The organism is Gluconobacter sp. DsW_058, assembly GCF_002153615.1.
In the GTDB taxonomy this organism is placed as follows: Bacteria; Pseudomonadota; Alphaproteobacteria; order Acetobacterales; family Acetobacteraceae; genus Gluconobacter; species Gluconobacter cerinus.
The window spans coordinates 1-19,521 of sequence record NZ_JOPH01000031.1 but is presented as its reverse complement, the minus strand read 5'-3'; the positions used below and the strand labels follow the sequence as shown (position 1 = coordinate 19,521).

Genomic DNA, 19,521 nt, shown 5'->3' with positions numbered 1-19,521 from the left:
CACGGAAAATGTCCGATTCTTTCGTCATGCGCAACCCACATGACTAAAAACTCTGCCCTGCGTTCTTTCAGGGTCAACCTGTCATCACACCGGGGCGGGTTGAAAAGTACCGATCGACCGCAGTTTTCATGGCGCTGGCAACCTGCGTGCGATGCACAGCCTGCCGTAACGCAGCCTCATCCAGCCGGTTGGACATGAAACCCATCTCCACCAGAACTGACGGTATTTCTGCAGACTTCAACACCACAAAAGCCGCATGACGTGACGGATGCGTCAGCAGTCCTATGCGACTACGAAATGCTCCTACAACGCTGGATGCCATGTGTGCAGACCCACGCCGCGTTTCTTCAGAAACCAGACTGGAAAGGATCTGCTGGACCTCGGGAGACATGCCATGGAATGCAGGGCCGCCAAACCGATCTGCACTATTCTCCCGCTGAGCCAGAGCCGCTGTCTGAGCATCTGACGCTCCGCTGGAAAGCGTATAGACACTCGCACCGCGAACATCACGGTCATGCAGCGCATCGGCGTGCATAGAGATAAAGAGATGCGCTTGGTGCTGCTGGGCCATTTCCACGCGCCCTTCCAGGGGAATGAAATGGTCCTCTGAACGGGTCATAGCCACGCGGTACTGGCCGGATGCCAGAAGCTGGCGCCGCAGTTCTGTCGCCGCAGCTTCGGCAATATGTTTCTCATACGTACCGGAAATACCGATTGCGCCTGGATCTTTCCCGCCGTGTCCGGGGTCCAGCATGACCAGCGGTTTGGGCGGCGGCGCATTTCGGTGAACAGCCGGTGCCTGAAGCGGTTTGGCGGATGGGGAATGAGATGTCGGGTGCTTAGTCCGGGCGATGGCACTCAAGGGAGCCACCGTGGAGAGGCAGGCAAGACCTTCCATTACCATGCGTCGCGTCAGCATCCGTTTACCCTAGCGTCTTTTCGATCATCTGGACCTTCAATCATAACAGACACAGGACAATGTCTGAAACAAGGCAAAGCACCTTTTGGAGAGCCGGAAAAAGCCCTGCTTGCCAGCGGCCCTTCTTTAAGTCATCCTGTGCGCCAAGGACCTGAAGAGAGCGGTCCGATCGTTTGTGGGCTTTTATCCTTTTCCCACAACGCTCCCGCCTCGATCGTCCGAGCCGCGACGCCCCATCGTTTGACATGTGCCGGACATTTTCTGCGCCATGTCCTGATCGGGCTGCTCCGGCAGGATTAGTTCAGTCCGGCACAGGCTCACAACCTGACCGGAGTGCGTTTTCATCCGGTACCAGACCATGGGCCGGACGTCTGTCAGGGGTCGAATGTCACGCGACGTGATCACAGCCAGGAGCCTAACCGAAACGGGACCAGATGCGTCCCGCGGTCTGGCATTCCGGCTGATCCGCCCCCTCCACCCCGTACAATCAGGTGTTCCCTCTGGCCCAAAGCGCCACACTGGAGCATCGTGGAGTTCAGTTTTCCATGACCAAGCGTATGCTTATCGACACCACACACGCGGAAGAAACGCGTGTTGTGGTCATGGACGGTGACCGCGTTGAAGATTACGACGTCGAGACATCGTCCAAGAAACAGCTCAAGGGCAACATCTACCTTGCCAAAGTCATCCGTGTTGAGCCGAGCCTTCAGGCCGCTTTCGTAGAATACGGCGGAAACCGTCACGGCTTCCTCGCCTTCAGCGAAATTCACCCGGATTACTTCCAGATCCCCGTCGCAGATCGCGAAAAGCTTCTGGCCATCCAGGAAGAAGAGGTTGCGTCTGAACAGCGCGCCGAACTGCCGGACAGTGAGGAAGAGCCTGCTTCTGAAGAAACGGACGAGAACGACAGCCAGGATCGTCGCGCACCGGAGACCGTCGGTGGCGAGCATGACACGGGTGAGGAAAGCGCGGCTTCGCGTCGTACAGCCCGTTTCCTGCGCAACTACAAGATTCAGGAAGTCATTCGCCGCCGTCAGGTCCTGCTCGTTCAGGTCGTGAAAGAAGAGCGTGGCAACAAGGGCGCCGCCCTCACCACCTACGTTTCTCTTGCTGGCCGTTATTGCGTCCTGATGCCGAACGCCCTGCGTGGCGGTGGTGTCTCCCGCAAGATTACGTCTGACACGGATCGCCGCCGTCTGCGCGACATCATTGCAGAGCTGAACCTGCCCAAGACGATGGCCATGATCGTCCGGACAGCAGGTGCAGGACGTCCAGGACCGGAAATCATCCGCGACTGTGAATACCTGCTTCAGCTCTGGGACGACATTCGCTCACACGCCCTGTCCTCCGTTGCCCCAACACTGGTTTACGAGGAAGCGAGCCTCATCAAGCGCGCCATTCGCGACCTGTTCTCCAAAGACATCGAAGACATCATGGTCGACGGTGAGTCTGCGTGGAGAAGTGCGCGTGAGTTCATGCGTCTGCTGATGCCGCACAACGCTGGCAAGGTGAAGCTCTGGCAGAACCGTGGGCAGAGCCTCTTCGCGCGTTACAACGTCGAAGGGCATCTGGATGCGATGTTCTCCCCGACCGCACGCCTAAAGTCTGGTGGCTATCTGGTCATCAACCAGACAGAAGCGCTTGTCGCCATCGACGTGAACTCCGGTAAATCCACGTCCCAGCGCAACATTGAGGAAACGGCACTCCGCACGAACCTTGAAGCTGCTGAAGAAGTTGCACGCCAGCTGCGCCTGCGTGATCTGGCCGGCCTTGTCGTCATTGACTTTATCGACATGGAAAGCCGTCGCCATAACGCCCAGGTCGAGAAGCGCCTCAAGGAATCCCTGCGTACAGATCGCGCGCGCATTCAGGTCGGACATATCTCTCATTTCGGCCTGCTCGAAATGTCCCGCCAGCGCCTGCGTCCGTCCATCGCTGAATCACTGCTGACGCCTTGCCCGCACTGTCAGGGCACTGGCTTCATTCGCGGTACGGAAAGCTCCGCTCTTCATGTGCTGCGTGCCATCGATGAAGAAGGCACCCGCCAGCGTGCCGCCGAAATCGATGTTCACATCGGATCGGACATTGCCCTCTACATTCTGAACAACAAGCGCGACTGGCTGTCTGACATTGAGCAGCGTCACCGCATGCGCGTGATTTTCCGCACGGAAGAAGATCTGCCCGCAGCAGACATGCGTATCGAGCGTATCCGTCCGCAGACGGCTGCACCGGCACCAGAGCCAGTACCGGCACAGATTGCTGCACCTCACAACATCCGCACGATCGAAATCATTGAGGACGAGGCACCTGTCGTTCCTCAGGCAGCCGCGGTTGAAGCACGGGCTGAGCTGCCTGCCAGGAGTGAAGACGTCGAAGTCAACACGGGTGACGAGGAAGAGGGCAACAACGGCAACCGTCGCCGTCGCCGTCGTCGTCGTCGTGGTCGTCGTGATCAGAATGGTGAGAACGAGACCGTTCAGGGCAATGTTGCCGAACCAAACGGCGAACAGCCTTCCGTCCACCGGTCTGACGATGAAACCGAAGAAGTCGGTCTTATCCCGGGTCGTCGCCGGACGCGCTTCAAGCGTATTCAGAAGGAAGACGAAGTCGCAGCAGAAGCCCCGGTGCAGGAAAAGGTGTCCGTCCAGGAAGAAGCACCTAAGCCAGCACGCCACGCTCCGGTTCAGCAGCCTTCCCAGCGCCGCCGGGAAGAACGCCAGCCTGTTTCGCGTGGATATGCTGGCCCGACGCCGGCTGATCCGTTCGGTGGAAGCTTCGATATTTTCGATGTGATCGAACAGGCTGAAATGGAGCAGGCTTCCCGCCCGCTTCAGACATCTACAGCAACCCCTGCCCGCCTTTCTGTCGAAAGCGCTCCGGTAGTTGACGTTGCCGAGATCGCTGCCGAGCCGATTGCTGCAGAACAGGAAAAGCCAAAGCGCACCAGAGGCCGCCGCAGCACCAAGGCTCTGAAGGCTGAAGCTGCGGCACCGGTAGCGGCAGAAGAAGTCGTCGTGGCTGCTCTGACTGCTCCGACGGAAGAGGAAGCTCCGGCAAAGCCAAAGCGCCCACGCACCCGTCGCACGACCAAGGCTACAGAAGCCAAGGCAGACGACGTTGTTGTGGAAGCAATGGCTCCGGAAACCTCAGCTCCTGTCGTCGAGGAAGAGGCAACCGCCAAGCCAAAGCGTACTCGCGCCCGTCGCGCAACCAAGGCTGTCAAAGCCGACGACGCAGCGGATGATGGAAACACGCTACAGCCCATTAACATTGACGAGTTGCCACCGGTGACGCGTCGCATGGGCTGGTGGAAGCGGTAACACCCGCTTCTCACCTCAACAAAAAGCCGACCGGATATTTCCCGGTCGGCTTTTTTTATGCCCGGTTTATGCGTAACGCTTCAGGCAACCTTCAAGGCTTGTGGAGCCCCGCACCGGGTCTGCGGGGCGGTCATAATGTTGATGAACAAAGAGCCCGGTCATGTTCGCATAAGACTGCGCGGCCTCTTTCGAGAAACCGTTTCCGCGATCGGCCTCATACCACCTCTCCTGGGGAATGACCTGCACCTGGACGACGCGCCCTACCAGTCTGGAAAGGACAGCAGCAACATCTGAAGGCGTGTAGCTCTCTGGCCCCTCAATATTGTGGATACCCGTCTCTTCGACATCAGACATCAGTAACTGACCTGCCAGGCTTCCAACGTCTTCTGAAGCGACCATGGGAAACGCCTGTGTTGGCGGCAGAAATGTCTGTAGCACTCCTGTTGCTTTTGCAGCGCTTCTCGACCCTACCCAGTTGCTCATGTAATAGGCTGCGCGGACAATACACACCGGAACGTTCAGGGCCTGCGCACCCTGTTCCAGCTCATACAAAACGCCGAGATCACCACAGTGCTCACCAGGCTGCACGCCATAGGTAGATTGCACGACGACCTTTTCCAGAGCAACACCCCGCAGTGCTTTCAAAATGGAGCACGCGGTCTTGCGTTCTTCCACATCCGTATTGCCAGACACTGCCGCAGGAGGATTGAGAACGAACACGCGTTGCGCCCTCTGAAAAAGCGCCCTCAGAGTATCAGTGTCATTCACATCCACTGCCGCATAATCTACGCCGTCATGGCGTTGTTCAGAGGCCGCAACCACCTGCCGGGTTACTACCGTGACATCATGCCCAGCCGTCAGAACAGTTTGTGCAGCAGCGCGGCCGACATGGCCTGTCCCGCCAAGAATGACATACATGCCTACATCTCCTGTATTACCGAAAGGCGTATGCCCCAGAACGGCATCAGCCTTCGCAAGGAGACCTCACGAAGGCTGATGAAAGCACACACGATGTAACTCAATGGCGTAACCCGTCAGGATTTTTTTACGAATTCAGACTTCAGGTTCATTGCGCCAATTCCCGCGATCTTACAGGCAATATTGTGCCCATCCGTCGCATCAACAAGACGAATATTCTTGACCTTGGTGCCGCTTTTCACAACCAGCGAAGATCCTTTGACCTTCAGGTCCTTCACAACCGTAACGCTGTCACCATCTACAAGGACATTGCCATTGGCATCTTTGATTTCCGCAGATGCGTCGCCAGCGTCGGCCTGACCGCCCTCTTCCGGGTTCCATTCATTGCCGCAGTCCGGACAGACCCACAGGGTCCCATCCGGATAAACATGCTCCGACCCACATTTGGGACATTTCAGCTCATCAGTCATATCAAACCTCACTCTTTCGTGAGATCCACTTTAAAACACTGAAGATGATAGGGAAATGCGCCAGCTCAATCTGCCCGGAAAACTTTTACCGGCAGACGCTCTTGTTGCCGTTTGCCGCAATGAACGTTCCCGTCAAAGGTTCAAAACACGCATTCTGCGGGCAGGACGACGTTGTGGTGGCCAAACCCTGCGCATAGAGCGCTGATCCTGCCAGATTGGCTTCACGCTGCGCTGTCCCGCAAAGCGGCGTATTTGACGCCGCAGACGGGTCATTCAGAAGCACCTTATGACCATCCGTCGGAGCTTCTTCGGCTAATCCCGGAGCAAAATCCTGCGGGGGAATCTTCTGGGCGGGAGCCTGCACGGCCGCGCTGGAAGATGGGGCGGAAGGCTGCTCCGCACAAGCTGCCAGAAGAGGCAGGACAACAAGGCTCAACCAGAACGAACGCATGTGAACTCCGGATCACAAACCGGGCCACGCCCGGACACTTCACTATTAAAGACCCAGATCGGCCTGGGACGTAAGAAGGGTATCGAGTTTTGCCCCACGTTGGCCGTCAGCGAAAGACAGAACCACACGTCCGTTCAAAGGTTCCGCGTCGGAATGGGTCACGGGGCGCCCCTTGCTATCCTGAACGAGCACATATCCCCGACTGAGGATCGCCCTCGGGGAGACCGCTTCCAGATGACTTCCCAACCCATCAAGACGCGCTTTCTGAAGCCTGATAGCGCTATTGAGAGTCTCAGGAGACAGTCTCTGTCGTTCTACCCTAAGGTGGAACCGTTGAGACGCGCGCTGCCATGCCGTGACAAGAGCGGTCTCTGACGCACGAAGAGCGCTCTGTCGCCGTTCGATCATTAAACGTGGTGACGGAAGCTGCCTTGATGGCGCCGTCAGGGCGGCCCTCGCCCGGCTGACAATCAGTTCCGGCGACGGCAGTTGCCGTACCGGAGCATCCAGACGGCTTCTTGCGCGCATGACAAAGGCTGGAAGAGCGAGATCAAGGCGCTGGCTCCGGTCATCCAAACGCATGCGTGCAGTCTCAAGAAGAGACGGCAGATCTGGCAGTCGCGATGTAGCCTGCTCCAGCCTTGCCCGGGATGTCTGCATGATGCGGCTCAAACCACCTGCGAGACGGGCCGTCCGATGTGCCAGATCTGCGACCAGTTCAGAGCGCAAGGGCACAGCCATTTCTGCTGCGGCCGTTGGCGTCGGTGCACGCCGATCTGAAACAAGATCGATCAGTGTGGTGTCTGTCTCGTGTCCGACAGCCGAAATAACCGGGATGGGACAGGCTGCAACGGCACGTAAAACACGCTCATCATTGAAGGCCATAAGATCTTCAAGAGAGCCACCGCCACGGGCCACAATCAGAACGTCCGGGCGACGAGCCCTTTGTGCCATACCGTCAATCGCCGCAGCGATCTGGGCCGCAGCCCCCTCTCCCTGTACGGCAACAGGCCACAACAGCACATTCCGGGGAAAGCGCCGTTCAATGGTCGTACGAATATCATGAAGAACCGCCCCGGACCGTGACGTCACGACACCGACAAGCGATGGCAGAAACGGAATGGGTTTCTTGCGATCGGCTTCGAACAGTCCCTCATCAAGCAGTTTGCGACGCAGGCGCTCAATATTGGCGAGCAGAGCCCCCTCACCTGCGAATTCCATCCGATCAATAATAAGCTGATAGCTGGAGCGCTCGCCGTAGGACGAGACCTTCCCCGTCGCAATGACTTCATTGCCGTTCTCAGGCGCCATACCCAGACGCGACACCGTTCCACGCCAGATGACGCCGGAGATCTTTCCGCCCTCATCCTTCAGGGACAGATAAATATGTCCGGACGGGTAACGCTTGAGTTCCGTCACCTCACCGCGCACACGAACACGCCCGAATCCGGTCTCAAGCGTGCGCTTGATGGCTCCGGAAATCTCGGAAACTGAATATTGCGGTACATTCCCGCGTGCAGACGCGGCATCACTCTCCATCATGGCGCCAGTCTATGCTACGCACGCCGTCAGACGAAGCCCTGATCTCAGGGACCCGCAGATGAAAAAGGGAGAGCGGAATGCGCGTTTTGCTGGTCGGTTCCGGAGGGCGCGAACACGCCCTGGCAACATGTCTGGCGCGCTCGCCCAGTCTTACTGCCCTTTATGCGGCGCCCGGCAATCCTGGCATGGCGCCTTTGGCCACCTTGGTTCCCCTCAAGGTTGAGGACGTCGCGGGCCTTGTTGCCTTCGCCAAAGAGCAGAAAATTGATCTGATCGTCCCCGGACCTGAAGCCCCTCTGGTCGCAGGTCTGGCTGATGCCTGCGCGGACGCTGGCATTCCATGTGCTGGCCCGACCAAAGCGGCAGCTCTGCTGGAGGGTAGCAAAGCCTTCACCAAAGAAGTGGCTGACGCCGCAGCCATTCCAACTGCAAAATGGGAGCGCTTTGAAGAAGAGGCTCCTGCCCTTGAATTCGTGCGCCGACGCGGCGCACCGATCGTGGTGAAAGCAGATGGACTAGCCGCTGGTAAAGGCGTCGTCGTAGCGTTGAGCGTGGACGAGGCAGAGGATGCCATTCGCAAGCTGGGCATGCCGCTTGTGATTGAAGAATGCCTTGTGGGCGAAGAGGTCTCCCTTTTCGCATTCTGCTCTGACGAAAAAGCCGTTCTGATCGGCGCTGCACGAGACCATAAACGCCTCGGAGATGGCGATACAGGCCCCAATACGGGTGGCATGGGCGCTATTTCTCCGCCACCAGCTTTTGACCGAGCAGCTCAGGAAAAAGCCCTTGATCTCAGCGTTCGCCCGATGCTGGCAGAAATGATTCGCCGGGGAACACCTTTCCGCGGTGTGATCTTTGCAGGGCTGATGCTGACCAGCGAAGGTCCAAAACTGATTGAATATAACGTCCGGTTCGGGGACCCTGAAGCACAGGCGTTGTTGATCCGCCTGAAGTCAGACCTGCTCCCCATTCTTGCAGCGCTTGCTGATGGCAATCTTGAACATGCCGCTGCCGAATTCTCGGATGAGGCTTCCATTTCTCTGGTGCTGGCCGCCAATGGCTATCCGGATGCTCCAAAGAAGGGAGGGCGCATCACAGGTATCGAACGCGCTGAAGCTGTTCCGGGCGTGTCAGTTTTCCATGCCGGCACAAAACTGGTCGATGGAGTGCTTGTCGCTGATGGCGGCCGCGTCCTGACCGTTTGTGCCAAAGCAAGCACCCCGGAAGAGGCACGCCGCCTTGCCTATGAGGGTGCCTCAGCCATTCAATGGGAAGACAAGATCTTCCGGACCGATATCGGCCTCTAGAAAGCCTACTCAAGAAACAGGCTTTCTGTGTCTTCGGGCATCAGGACGTGGAAAGGGCTCGCAGCGCATCGGTTGTTGGAAGAATTTTCATAAAATTCAACCAGAACCCATGCGGGCCTTTCTGCTCCACCACGAATTCGGTGCATTCTGCAGGGAAATTTACCGCGTAAAAACGGAGTTCGCCTTTCTGCAGCAGAAAGCTGACAGGCATGATTTCGAAGCTGGATGCTACATCCTTCCCCTTAACATCAAAATGGGATGTTAAATCAGGATCACGCGCAGCCAGAACAAGAGTGTATGCCCCACTCTCCCCAAGCGAAATCGGCAATGCTACCCCGTGATCGAAGAACATTGAGTGGCTTCGTTCGTAACTTGGCAGAGATGCGAAAACTCTTTCGGGAAACTCAGAATAAACCTGGGTAAGAGCCTGAGTTAAATCGGGCGACATTCCTTCGGATGCCAGATCGAAATCAATTCCCGTGAGAAGCTCACGCGCATCCTCAACAACATCCTCGCGCAGAACGGGATTATTGTAGATACGAGGGCAATGGAACAATCGTGAGTAGACCTCAAGATCATTAATCTTACGAGCTCTATGTCGCGAAAGGCCATTACTGATCTCTTCTTCCGAAATCATGCAATGGTAATCTTGAACGAGGTTTGAAACGATAAACTTTTCATTCATTTCCGTAACCGGATGAATAAACGTTTTTTCTGCTCCATTAACAATCTCTTTTTCAAGATAAACAGGTGCCCAATCATACTGCCTCAAACTATCGCAGTAATGCGCGAGTTCTTCTGTTCTCATACCTGCACTGATAACTTCATGCGACATGACGGCTTCGCCGATTGGCCACGTCAGCAGGCCTTTTTCCCTCTTAAGAAATGACATTTCCAGCCGTCTCTTCAGAATAAGCAAGGCTGCTCTTCTCGAAAAGAATGAGATACAGAATAACCCTTTATGGACATGTTGAGAGAGATCGTAATATCCCTCACAACTACCAGAATGAGCCCATGCATGATTTTCGGCTTCAACATGCTTATAGACAGCATCAATATTTCTCGCTGCCATATCATCAAAGATGCTGTCGAGATCATTTAAAACCGCAACATCATTTTCGATTGAACAAATATAATCGTACTCGTTATGATTTACAATAAACAGGTTTTGGTGGTAATCTCCATTATACCAATATCCACCATAATTTCCTATTTCCGTACCCCAGGCGAGCCCAAGGCTTTCCACTTCGGAATAAGGAGCCAGAAATATATTTTCTACTTCCTGTATATGCTCGGGGATTTCTACTGTTCCCCTTGAATTGTCGTAAAGTATAAAAAAATCTGATTTGTTAGAATGTTTTTTGCAGCGCTCGTAAGACCGCTGGATGACTGCATCCCAGTTATGGCACTTGAAGAGAACAGCGGTCTTTTTTCCCATGATAATTTATTCTTTCTCTCGGACGGTCATCTCATGCCTATCCCTTAACATGGCTGAAAATTTGTGAATATATGATCCGAATTCAATTTAATCTATCACGCGCCATGGTTCGGCATTAATTTTCGAGCCTTCCTGCACACCTGCGAAGAAGAACCTTTATGAGCACAATATATGAAGGCAATCATTACATTGTTCGTGCATTGGAAGGTACTGACGAAAAAAATATTATTGTTACCAGCTTTACCGGCGTAGGCGCTCCTGAAAGACACGACGGTACATTCTTTGGATATTCACTTGCAAAAAAACTCGATCTTCCTTGGGTAGGAATTATCGCCAAGCATGACTGCTGGTACAGGGACGGAGATTATCTGCAAGCGTTCAACGCAGCTCTTCACTGGATCCAGACCAGAAAGCAAACTTTGCACACACAGGATATTTCTCTTCTGGGATACGGCGTATCCATGGGAGCCTATGCTGTTATTAAATATTCCAGACTATTTAATTTTGACTATGTTATTTCCATGGCCCCGCAATGGAGCATTGATAAAAGCGAAGTTAATCATCACTCCCACTTCCAGAATTTTTTCCAACCAATACTCAAATCCATGGGCATTCAGACCGACGACACTCATGGAAAAATTTATGTTTTCTTTGACCCGTATGAAAAACCCGACGCTGAAGAGGTAAAACTTATACAACAGAAGACCCCTGCGTTTTCTGTTCCCGTCTGTCACGCAGGCCACATGGTGACCGCACGTCTCAAGGGCACGAAGATTTTCCAAAAACTCGTGAGCAACCTAGACAATCCCGCCGCTATCCGCCGTATTGCGGCACGCACCCGCAGAAATACCCCTGAAAATATTTTCAAAATTCTTCGATATGCTCAGAGAAAAAGTCCACTCTGGGTTTTTCGTTTACTAACCTCTGACCATCCCGCCAATCGGGAGATCCTCGATCACTTCATGCGCCATCATGACGCTGATATGCGTGTTCTGGCCGCTGAACTTGCCCGTACTGGTCATTCTACGGAGGCGACACAGCTATTTCGTCAACTCGGGGGAAATTACCGTCAGGTTTTCACCGCTTCATATGTCCTGACTTGGACCGGTGAATTGCTGTGTTACGACATTGCCGAAAAATCTTTCCTGCAAACCAAGCATCATATTCCCGAGCGTGGCGCACCAGTCATCCTGAATGACGATGATCTTTACGCCTTTACACCCGCAGGCCTTATCCCATTAGCCTGCCAGACCCAGCAGGATGGTTTCTGCTTCTCGATCCGTACCGAAAACGGACATCTCTCTGCGCGGCCCGATGGGACAGTTGCGCCCGTCTCTCATGTCATGGACTGGGAAAAATTCTGCGTCCTGCAATATCAGCAGACTTAATCCGACACGCGGCCTTATTTTACCCAGACGTGAGAGAACAGCATGTGGCTGAGAAGCGTCGAGTAGTAATTCCCAAGCCTCTTTGACACGAAGTCGATTGTCTTCATCTGGATCATGGGGGCACCGGGCATTTGCCTCATGATCTCATGACCAGCATCCTGCCAGATTGGCGCTGCTAAAGCTGGATCTGTCTGGGTTTTGGCACGTTCAAAAAGAGACTGAACATGCTGGTCACAAAAGCCTGTAAAATTAGGCGAAATGGCTGAGTTCGGATGGTAATTATCGCACCCAAACAGATCATCGAGAAACGTCGATGCTGAGGGATAATCTGCGAACCAGTAAGACAGACTAATCTGAACATGGTTGGCTGTATTCTGTTCGTAGGACTCTGCCAGTCCAGCTGTTATGGGACGGAGCTGTGCCTTGAAACCGATCTGCTGAAGTACATTCCGCAGATATGTTCCCATTCCAAGCTCAACGGCCCGGTTGGGAACCACCAGCGTTACGGTCGCCCCCTCTTCACCGGCCTCACGCACAAGCTTTCTGGCTCTCTCCAGGTCCTGTGGGCATGAAAGGCCAAGATCAGCGCCTGGAATGCCGTGTGGAACCATCTGGCAGAGGGGTTCGGAAATCGCGCCACCACCGAACAAAATGGTCATGGCATGTCGGTTCACAGCCATACTGACAGCCTGACGAACCCGCTGATCTGTGAACGGTTTTTCATGCACATTCATGGCCAGATAATACAACCCCAGCAGCGGCTCGATATGAACCTGCGAGGTGTACTTCGCGCCGAGTTCACCCAAGCGGTCAGAGGGCTTGGCATCGAGCATCCAGTCATATTGGCCCTGCTCGACCGCAGTAATCTGCGCCTCGTCAGAGAGGCCAAAATTATACTCGATCCGGTCAGCAAACCCGTCTGTCTGGGCCTGTGGGTTCCAGACATGAAAGTAGGAGTTTCGCTCCAGCACAATGCCATGCTCGGGATCGTAATGCGTGATCCGATAAGGCCCTGTGCCCGGCACGGTCTCATTCCCCACATCGTGCACAGACACTGACGCAGGCAGAATAACCGCATGAGGGAACGCAAGCTTATAGAGAAACTCTCCATCCGGATGAGCTAGATGGAATACGATTGTTCCGTCTGAATGCCCTTCCACACCCGGCAACGTGCAGTGGTCCGGCGCATCCAGGCACTCTTTCGCACCGACAATCCCACCGTAGAATGACGCGGCCGTCGGGCTGCCGACCCGATAGATCCGACGAAAAGACGCGACTACGTCCTCAACACGAACCGGCGATCCGTCCGAAAACTTCAGACCGGACCGTAAATGAAGTGTCCATGTCAGCCCATCAGGGCTGATAGTCGGCATGGCGTCCGCAAGATCGGGAACGACCTCCAGCCCGGTAGGACCACGCGCCTCTCTGAACGTCAGCAGGGGATCGTACATATTGACGAACACCTGCATGTACTGCGTGCCGTAATTAACCTGCGGGTCCAACGTCCCGCCGGGACCATCAGCGGTGAGCCGAAGCGTTCCACCTCTATGCGGGCTGCCCAGCGTCTGCCCATCCCAGTCAGGAGGTGTTTGCTCCTGAGCAAACGCCGTCCCGGCCACGCCAAGTGAAAGAGCGAGGAGAAAGGCCGGGACACGCATTGCCATTTAGCGCTTTGACAGCTGACGAAGGCGGGCAATCAACGCATCTGCATCGCCCGTCGCGTCGATCGTGCCAGCATAACGGGCACTTGGATCCATAATAACGATCCGCGGGGCCGGAACGTAATGGTCCCCCTCTTTCTGATCTGGGGCATGATACTCAGCCGTCATGGCCTTGATCATGTTCGGCGTACCCGTGAACGGCATCACATGCGGAGCAACCGGAATGACATAGTTTCTGAGGGCTTCGTTTTCATCAAACGGGTCCAGAGACACCGCAAGCGGAGAGACACGGACGCCTTGTGCATGAAGGGCCTGATACGCCTGCTCCATGCTTTTCAGCACTGGCTGACAGCGATCTTCAGGGCAGTTGGTGTCAAAGAACCACACTAGAACCCAGGTTCCGTGGAAGTCCCCTTCCGTGACCGTGCTTTCCCCAAGAGAATCAAGACGGAAGCTGCCGCCCACTTCATTTCCGTTGGACTGTACAAGAAGCCCCGGTCCACCATGAGAGGCCAACTGGAAGCCGACCCCGGCCAGAACTGCCGCAACTGCCAGCACCCCCCAGATGATGCGATTGCTGATCCGCTTGCGGCGTTCGTGTTGGGTTTCCATGGTCGTTCAGTCTCTCAGTGTGCGTCAGCCCAGCTCGGGCCAATACCGGTTTCAACCTCAAGTGCCACATCCAGCTTGGCAGCACTTCCCATTTCCTGACGGACGAAATCCGCCAATGCCTGCGCATCCTGCTCCTGAACTTCAAAAAGCAGTTCGTCATGCACCTGAAGCAGCATCTGCGCTTTCAGGCCCGTCTCAGGCAGCTTTCTCGCCAGCCTCACCATGGCCCGCTTGATAATGTCAGCGGCACCGCCCTGAAGCGGCGCATTGATCGCCTGGCGCTCAGCATAAGATCGACGAGCGCCGTTCTTGTCCTTGATTCCCGGCACATAACAGCGGCGACCAAACGGCGTCAGAACGTAGCCATGCTCCTTCGCCTCTTCCTTGGTGCGCTCCATGTAGGCGCGGATACCAGGATAACGGGCAAAATACGCATCAATGTAAGAGCGTGCTTCACCCGGCGAAATCTGAAGCTGGCGCCCCAGACCGAACGCTGAAATCCCGTAAATAATACCGAAGTTGATGGCCTTGGCCCGGCGACGGGTCAGCGGGTCCATGCCTTCGATGGGAATACCAAACACTTCGGACGCCGTGCGGGCATGAATGTCCTGCCCCAGATGGAACGCCTCCAACAACGGCTCGATCTTCGCCACATGGGCCAGAAGCCGCAGTTCGATCTGGCTGTAATCCGCAGACACCAGAACATGCCCCGGAGCCGCCACGAAAGCCTTACGGATCAGCGCGCCTTCTTCCGTCCGAATGGGAATGTTCTGAAGGTTCGGCTCATTGGAAGACAGACGCCCGGTGGTCGTAATGGCCATCTGGAAGGACGTGTGAACGCGCTGCGTCCCCTGATCCATCTGCTCGACCAATGCATCAGCATAAGTCGATTTCAGCTTGGCCAACTGACGCCATGACAGGATCTTCTGCGGCAGATCATGCCCCTGCTCCGCCAGCCCCTCAAGGACAGAAGAGTCTGTGCCCCAAGAGCCGCTTTTGGTGCGTTTTCCGCCTGGAAGCTCCATCTCGTCGAACAGGATCTCACCAAGCTGCTTGGGCGATCCAACATTGAAACTGCGCCCAACCTGCTCGTGAATATCTTTCTCGATCACTGCCATACGCGTTTCAAAATCGGCCGACATGCGCCGCAGTTCAACGGCATCCACCTTAATCCCGACGTCTTCCATATTCGTCAGGACTTCAATCAGAGGTCGTTCGATTTCTTCATACAAAGCCAGTGACTGACGAAGACGTAACTGAGGACGCAGAACCTGCCACAACCGCAGCGTGACATCGGCATCTTCCGCTGCATAAGCCGTCGCCTGATCCAGCGGCACTTCAGCGAACGGAATGCGCTTACGCCCCGTTCCCGTTACGGAATCATAAGTGATCGGCGTATGCCCCAGATGAAGCTGGGAGAGCTCATCCATACCCTGCCCGTGCTCACCCGCAGACTGCGCATAGGAAATGAGCATCGTATCGTCGATCGGCGTTATTTCAGACAGACCGGCCTTACGGAACACCGTCAGATCATATTTCGCGTTCTGGAAGATTTTCAGAACAGACGCATCCCGCATCAGCGGGGCAAGACGCTCCAGCGTTTCTGCACGATCAAGCTGCCGATCTGTCGGCTGATCGTCCGGACCATCCTGCAACAGATCCCGCTTGCCTTCATGCAGGAACGGCACATAACAGGCCTTTCCCGGCGCAACAGAGAGCGACAGCCCGACCATCTTGGCCTGACGCGCATTGAGGCTGTTCGTCTCCGTATCAACGGCGACGACCCCAGCCGTTCGCGCCTCGGCAATCCACCGATCCAGCGTCTCGAAATCTGTAACCGTTTCATACGGTCCATAAGATGCTTCAGAGAGCGTCACTGTCGGCGCCTCACCCTCCGCTGGCGCTGCCTTGGGACGAGGCGTGGGCCTTGGCTTTGCGGCCAGTCCAAGACCCATCCGCTGGATCGTGGAATGGAAGCCCATCGTGTCGAGCCAGTCCCGGAGCGTTTCCTGAACTGGCTCACGGCACCCCAGTTCCTCAATCGGCTGGGGCAATGGCACATCATCCGCCAGCAGCACCAGCTTGCGGGACATCCGGGCGGCATCCGCAAATTCAATCAGATTCTGGCGGCGCTTGGAGGCTTTCATGCCCTCCGCAGCATCCAGAACCTTTTCCAGCGTGCCATATTCATTGATGAGCTGGGCTGCGCCCTTCGCGCCGATGCCCGGCACACCCGGCACGTTATCGGTAGAATCCCCCATCAGGGCCTGAACATCGACAACCTGATCTGGCCGTACACCGAACTTGGCCTCAACCTCAGCTTCCCGAATCGGCTTCTGCTTCATGGGGTCCATCAGTTCGACACCAGGGCAGATCAACTGCATCAGATCCTTGTCTGATGAGATGATCGTGCAACGCCCGCCCTGCGCCACAACAGCCTTGGCATAACTCGCGATCAGATCGTCTGCTTCCCAGCCAGCCAGTTCAATCGACGGCACATTGAACGCCGCTGTTGCATCCCGGATCAGACCAAACTGCGGGCGCAGGTCTTCTGGCGGTTCCGGACGATGCGCCTTGTATTGAGGATAAATCTCGTTGCGGAACGTCTGACGACCAGCATCGAAAATGACGGCCAGATGCGTGCCGACATGATCGCGCAGGAGGCGTGTCAGCATATTCGTGAAGCCGTAAACTGCATTGACCGGCACGCCGTCCGGGCTGCTCATAGGCGGGAGGGCATGGAATGCACGGAAAATGAACCCAGACCCGTCAACCAGAACCAGATGAGGCGTTTCAGACGGCACGAATATCTCCCTTCTCGCCCGGAAGGGCCGGACGTTCTAAAATCTTCGCGATGATAGGCTCATTCCCATCCGTTTCAAACCGCCTCTGGCGTCTTTCCTGCACCTTGGCCTGCTTTGCGGCCTGCACGCTGCTTCTCGGTGCCTGCACGCACCGGCCAATGCCTGACCTGCATCCGACAGCGAAAGAAACAGCCCTCATCCCCCCGGATGTGACGCTCAGCATGTCGGATGGTGCTCACATTCCTTTAAGAATTTATCCCGCAGCACACCCCTTGAAGGCCGTTATTCTGGCGCTTCATGGCTTCGGAGACAGCCGGGATGCGTGGGAATTCTTTGCACCGCCCCTGAGCGCGGCCGGCATCGAAATCGTCGCCCCAGATCAGCGCGGGTTCGGCGCCACACAAGATGCAGGTGGCTGGAGCAAGACGGCGCGCATGATTCAGGACACGCGGGAAGAGCTTACGTGGCTCCGCAGCCGTTATCCCGGCGTGCATCTCTATGTCATGGGCGAGAGCATGGGCGGAGCCATCGCCCTGCTCCTTGCGACCGAGCCGCCACCAGAACTGTCCGGAACCATTCTTCTCGCACCAGCCATCATGAAACTCGGTGAGCCCTGGCAGACCGTTCTGGATGGCCTCGATACAGTCGCGCCTCGCTGGAAACTGGATGGATCAGCCGTCCCCGGAGAGCGCGTTGCGAGCGATAATATCCATGCCCTGCGACGCATGTATTTTGACCCGCTGACCCAGCATAGTTCGACCATTCATCCGCTTTTTGGCCTGACCCGCCTCATGGCAACAGCTTTTGACGACGCACCACGAGTCAGAACACCCATGCTTATGATTTTCGGTGGTCGGGACCAGTTCGTTCTTCCGCCTTACACAGCACGTCTGTTGCAACGCCTTTCCGGCTCAGTACGACTGGATGAATTTCCGACGGCCCACCACTTGATGAGCCGGGATAAACGGATGACAGCACAGGACGTCACCTCATGGATTTTGACGCCCGAAAGCGCCCTCCCATCCGGCGGAGACGTGGCGGCAGCTCTCTGGAAAGCCACCGCGCAACCTTGAACAAACAAAATTCTACTAAGGGCTTGGCAAGCCTATCCTGAACCGTCTATTGGAGACCCGACGGACCCGTAGCTCAGCTGGATAGAGCGTTGCCCTCCGAAGGCAAAGGTCACGCGTTCGAATCGCGTCGGGTCCACCAAATTTCCTTGTTTTTCAAAGACTTAAGATTCTGGCTTGTCTCATTTACCCTTAACTTAGTGTTAGCATAGGGGGCAGAAAACAAGACTTTTGGGCGTGGATAAGCAGACCGGCTCTGCTAACTGGTCCGTTCGTTTCTCCATTCCCGGACAGGGACAAATCCGAAAATCTTTAGGAACGAGAGATCGTCAGAAAGCGGAAAAGCTTGCTCAGAGATTCTATTATGAATCCCTTCTGAAAGCTGAGAGCGGTTTGAACGTCCGTGCGAAATCCATTTCACGCATCATCCAAGACTACATCACATATATGGAAGCGCGTGTTGCTCAAGGCATGATGATTGCAGAAGTGGCAAGGCAGAACACATCTACGCTTACACGCTATGTCGATGGGATCTTTGGCTCTCAGAATCCTAACTTCATTTCCAACAAGACCGTTGAAGCTTATCTCTCTTGGCGTTCTGACTACTGGATTTCAGGACCCGAAAAAGACACTCACTTCATCACATACGAACGAAACGGAAAAACCATCACTTCCCCTATCACTCAAAAAAGCGAGTGCGCCCTACTCCTGCGACGTTAAATCGTGAACGTGCTGCTTTGAATGGGTTCTTTCAGTTCTGCTTTGAATCTCAGTACATCAAAACAATCCCATCCTTGAAAACAGCAAAAGTGGGTTACACAGCGCGTCCTGGCTTCCCATGTGAGGAATACAAACGCTTTAAGAATCATGCGTTCGTACATATCGGTGAGGAAAACCTAAACCTCGCTGTGAAGTACGATCGCATCCTTTTCTACTGCTACATCCAGATCATTGCTCTAACCGGCATGAGACCCACGGAAATGAAGAACATGAAGTGGGGTGATGTGATTGGTTTGAAGTTCGATGCCAAAGGAAAGCCATACGCGGATGACGTACATCTGAGAGTGTATGGAAAAGGGAAATCACGCGAACTGATCCCACACAGGGAAGTCATGTTCACTGTCATCTGGCTGTATCGAACCTATCAGGACCTCGCTTCCTTCTCGCCAGATAGAAACGATCCGCTGTTCCTTCATCAAGACAAAACCCCATTCAAATCCTTCGCAGGACAGTTCACACGCGCGTTGGAAGCATGTGACCTTGTGAGGGATTATCGTGGGGTTAAACGAACACCTTACAGCCTCAGGCACTTCTATATAACTGAGCAGCTTAAAAATGGTGTTGATGCATACATCTGGAGGGCTCGAAAAACCCTCTGGTTTTGAGTTCTGCTCTGTGATTCCATTTTCCTTGCGTTGATTGGAGTATGGATCATGAAACAGCTTGGTTTCTTTGATGTTGAAGAGCGGCCTGCCCGGCTGAGCGGGCGTGGTGATCAGCTTGAAGCTTTTTCCCGGACTGTGGATTTTGAGGTGTTCCGCCCTGATCTGGAGAAGGCTCTGACGTATTCTGACGGAAGCAAAGGCGGACGACCGCCATTTGGTCCGGTGCTGATGTTCAA

General features: G+C 55.1%; 15 protein-coding genes, 1 tRNA gene and 1 pseudogene. 8 read left to right on the top strand and 9 right to left on the bottom strand.

Going from position 1 to position 19,521, the window contains the following annotated elements:
- Window positions 1-73: 73 nt before the first annotated feature.
- Window positions 74-919: an N-acetylmuramoyl-L-alanine amidase gene (locus HK24_RS05985; RefSeq protein WP_086633714.1), complete on the bottom strand. Its 846-nt coding sequence runs from the start codon at window positions 917-919 to the stop codon at window positions 74-76.
- A 545-nt stretch (window positions 920-1,464) separates the two neighbouring features.
- On the opposite strand from HK24_RS05985, the gene HK24_RS05975 reads away from it, so the two are divergent.
- Window positions 1,465-4,239, top strand: coding sequence for an Rne/Rng family ribonuclease (locus HK24_RS05975; RefSeq protein WP_198942071.1), 2,775 nt, complete (start codon window positions 1,465-1,467; stop codon window positions 4,237-4,239).
- Window positions 4,240-4,305: 66 nt separating this feature from the next.
- Here the strand turns inward: HK24_RS05975 and HK24_RS05970 are convergent, their stop codons facing one another.
- The 4 genes from HK24_RS05970 to xseA form a co-directional block, all read right to left on the bottom strand.
- Window positions 4,306-5,157: an NmrA family NAD(P)-binding protein gene (locus HK24_RS05970; RefSeq protein ID WP_086633711.1), complete on the bottom strand. Its 852-nt coding sequence runs from the start codon at window positions 5,155-5,157 to the stop codon at window positions 4,306-4,308.
- 116 nt (window positions 5,158-5,273) lie between these two features.
- Window positions 5,274-5,627 (bottom strand): zinc ribbon domain-containing protein YjdM, encoded by a 354-nt coding sequence (locus HK24_RS05965; protein WP_046899740.1) that lies wholly within the window; start codon window positions 5,625-5,627, stop codon window positions 5,274-5,276.
- A gap of 85 nt (window positions 5,628-5,712) precedes the next feature.
- The gene (locus HK24_RS05960; protein WP_086633710.1) at window positions 5,713-6,078 is read right to left on the bottom strand and encodes a hypothetical protein; all 366 of its coding nucleotides are present in this window, start codon (window positions 6,076-6,078) and stop codon (window positions 5,713-5,715) included.
- Between the two features lie 45 nt (window positions 6,079-6,123).
- Window positions 6,124-7,620 carry an exodeoxyribonuclease VII large subunit gene (xseA, locus tag HK24_RS05955; protein ID WP_086633709.1) on the bottom strand — a complete coding sequence of 499 codons (1,497 nt, stop codon included), beginning with the start codon at window positions 7,618-7,620 and terminating at the stop codon, window positions 6,124-6,126.
- A gap of 77 nt (window positions 7,621-7,697) precedes the next feature.
- Here xseA and purD point away from each other — a divergent pair, with 77 nt between their 5' ends.
- Complete coding sequence (purD, locus tag HK24_RS05950; protein WP_086633708.1) at window positions 7,698-8,927, top strand: phosphoribosylamine--glycine ligase; 1,230 nt, start codon at window positions 7,698-7,700, stop codon at window positions 8,925-8,927.
- Between the two features lie 40 nt (window positions 8,928-8,967).
- On the opposite strand, the gene HK24_RS05945 is transcribed toward purD, so the two are convergent.
- The gene (locus HK24_RS05945; protein WP_086633707.1) at window positions 8,968-10,365 is read right to left on the bottom strand and encodes a hypothetical protein; all 1,398 of its coding nucleotides are present in this window, start codon (window positions 10,363-10,365) and stop codon (window positions 8,968-8,970) included.
- 158 nt (window positions 10,366-10,523) lie between these two features.
- On the opposite strand from HK24_RS05945, the gene HK24_RS05940 reads away from it, so the two are divergent.
- Window positions 10,524-11,753: a hypothetical protein gene (locus HK24_RS05940; RefSeq protein WP_086633706.1), complete on the top strand. Its 1,230-nt coding sequence runs from the start codon at window positions 10,524-10,526 to the stop codon at window positions 11,751-11,753.
- Window positions 11,754-11,767: 14 nt separating this feature from the next.
- On the opposite strand, the gene HK24_RS05935 is transcribed toward HK24_RS05940, so the two are convergent.
- From HK24_RS05935 to polA, 3 genes are read right to left on the bottom strand one after another with little or no spacing between them, the layout of a single operon-like run.
- Window positions 11,768-13,417: an ABC transporter substrate-binding protein gene (locus tag HK24_RS05935; protein WP_086633705.1), complete on the bottom strand. Its 1,650-nt coding sequence runs from the start codon at window positions 13,415-13,417 to the stop codon at window positions 11,768-11,770.
- The gene (locus HK24_RS05930; RefSeq protein WP_064273936.1) at window positions 13,418-14,026 is read right to left on the bottom strand and encodes an SCO family protein; all 609 of its coding nucleotides are present in this window, start codon (window positions 14,024-14,026) and stop codon (window positions 13,418-13,420) included.
- Window positions 14,027-14,040: 14 nt separating this feature from the next.
- Window positions 14,041-16,830 (bottom strand): DNA polymerase I, encoded by a 2,790-nt coding sequence (gene polA / locus HK24_RS05925; protein WP_086633704.1) that lies wholly within the window; start codon window positions 16,828-16,830, stop codon window positions 14,041-14,043.
- A 50-nt stretch (window positions 16,831-16,880) separates the two neighbouring features.
- On the opposite strand from polA, the gene HK24_RS05920 reads away from it, so the two are divergent.
- The 5 genes and pseudogenes from HK24_RS05920 to HK24_RS05900 all read left to right on the top strand — a co-directional run.
- Window positions 16,881-17,903 carry an alpha/beta hydrolase gene (locus HK24_RS05920; RefSeq protein ID WP_198942070.1) on the top strand — a complete coding sequence of 341 codons (1,023 nt, stop codon included), beginning with the start codon at window positions 16,881-16,883 and terminating at the stop codon, window positions 17,901-17,903.
- A 62-nt stretch (window positions 17,904-17,965) separates the two neighbouring features.
- Window positions 17,966-18,042 (top strand) — tRNA-Arg (locus tag HK24_RS05915).
- A 95-nt stretch (window positions 18,043-18,137) separates the two neighbouring features.
- Window positions 18,138-18,620 (top strand): hypothetical protein, encoded by a 483-nt coding sequence (locus tag HK24_RS05910; RefSeq protein WP_086633702.1) that lies wholly within the window; start codon window positions 18,138-18,140, stop codon window positions 18,618-18,620.
- Window positions 18,596-19,285 carry a site-specific integrase gene (locus tag HK24_RS05905; RefSeq protein ID WP_233126137.1) on the top strand — a complete coding sequence of 230 codons (690 nt, stop codon included), beginning with the start codon at window positions 18,596-18,598 and terminating at the stop codon, window positions 19,283-19,285. The genes HK24_RS05910 and HK24_RS05905 overlap by 25 nt, the downstream gene beginning before the upstream one ends.
- A 45-nt stretch (window positions 19,286-19,330) precedes the next feature.
- A pseudogene (locus tag HK24_RS05900) lies at window positions 19,331-19,521 on the top strand (IS5/IS1182 family transposase); the annotation flags it as partial.

Excerpts from the sequence above, each read along its gene's own strand:
- HK24_RS05945 (WP_086633707.1), bottom strand. The coding sequence starts at position 10,365 with ATGGGAAAAAAGACCGCTGTTCTCTTCAAGTGCCATAACTGGGATGCA.
- HK24_RS05935 (WP_086633705.1), bottom strand. The coding sequence starts at position 13,417 with ATGGCAATGCGTGTCCCGGCCTTTCTCCTCGCTCTTTCACTTGGCGTG.
- purD (WP_086633708.1), top strand. The coding sequence starts at position 7,698 with ATGCGCGTTTTGCTGGTCGGTTCCGGAGGGCGCGAACACGCCCTGGCA.
- HK24_RS05985 (WP_086633714.1), bottom strand. The coding sequence starts at position 919 with ATGCTGACGCGACGCATGGTAATGGAAGGTCTTGCCTGCCTCTCCACG.
- HK24_RS05975 (WP_198942071.1), top strand. The coding sequence starts at position 1,465 with ATGACCAAGCGTATGCTTATCGACACCACACACGCGGAAGAAACGCGT.
- HK24_RS05920 (WP_198942070.1), top strand. The coding sequence starts at position 16,881 with ATGATAGGCTCATTCCCATCCGTTTCAAACCGCCTCTGGCGTCTTTCC.
- HK24_RS05960 (WP_086633710.1), bottom strand. The coding sequence starts at position 6,078 with ATGCGTTCGTTCTGGTTGAGCCTTGTTGTCCTGCCTCTTCTGGCAGCT.
- HK24_RS05965 (WP_046899740.1), bottom strand. The coding sequence starts at position 5,627 with ATGACTGATGAGCTGAAATGTCCCAAATGTGGGTCGGAGCATGTTTAT.
- HK24_RS05970 (WP_086633711.1), bottom strand. The coding sequence starts at position 5,157 with ATGTATGTCATTCTTGGCGGGACAGGCCATGTCGGCCGCGCTGCTGCA.
- HK24_RS05930 (WP_064273936.1), bottom strand. The coding sequence starts at position 14,026 with ATGGAAACCCAACACGAACGCCGCAAGCGGATCAGCAATCGCATCATC.
- HK24_RS05940 (WP_086633706.1), top strand. The coding sequence starts at position 10,524 with ATGAGCACAATATATGAAGGCAATCATTACATTGTTCGTGCATTGGAA.
- xseA (WP_086633709.1), bottom strand. The coding sequence starts at position 7,620 with ATGATGGAGAGTGATGCCGCGTCTGCACGCGGGAATGTACCGCAATAT.